At 71.9% G+C, this 210-nt stretch carries 1 protein-coding gene; it reads left to right on the top strand.

The features are described 5' to 3' along the window. The coding region (locus FJ658_RS15110) for a UbiA family prenyltransferase (protein ID WP_181408492.1) at positions 1 to 210 on the top strand (210 nt) is incomplete at both ends.

Below are 210 nucleotides of genomic sequence, written 5' to 3'. Positions count from 1 at the left end.
GTCGCGGCCGGCCTGTTCGCCGTCGCCGTGCTGCACGTCAACAACCTCCGCGACCGGGTGCAGGACCGCGCGGCCGGGAAGCGCACCCTCGCGGTGCGGCTCGGCGACATGCCGTCCCGTGTCGTGTACGCGCTGCTCGTGGCGGCGCCGTTCGGGTTGCTCGCGTTCTACGCGGTGTTCTACGACCTCGCGGCGTACGTGTACTTCGCG

The organism is Schumannella sp. 10F1B-5-1 (genome assembly GCF_006517535.1).
Lineage (GTDB): Bacteria > Actinomycetota > Actinomycetes > Actinomycetales > Microbacteriaceae > Schumannella.
Note: the sequence above shows the minus strand (reverse complement) of the source record. Positions and strands in the feature narration are given on the sequence as shown.